General features: G+C 46.2%; 1 pseudogene. It reads right to left on the bottom strand.

What is annotated here, in order from left to right:
• Positions 1–223: pseudogene (locus ACFCTO_RS12285) on the bottom strand (IS701 family transposase); the annotation flags it as partial.

Here is a 223-nt window from a genome sequence, read left to right as displayed (position 1 = left end):
AAAAAATATTTCACGCTGTATTTGCCAGCTTATATGGCTTCGCAGCTCCTGCGGACTGGCGTTTTGGTACTTTGCAAAATGCTCGTCCAGATACGGCAGCATTTTCAGGCTTCTGTGAACGAGGTTTACCAGATTCACCATGTGTTCAATGCCATTTTGGTGGCGAATCCGGTAGGCATTCAGCGACCAGAAGGTCTTCTGCTCATAATAGTTGGTTTCGATG

Origin of the sequence: Megasphaera indica (assembly GCF_046614755.1) — a bacterium.
Lineage (GTDB): Bacteria > Bacillota > Negativicutes > Veillonellales > Megasphaeraceae > Megasphaera > Megasphaera intestinihominis.
This window is presented reverse-complemented; position numbering and strand designations above follow the sequence as displayed.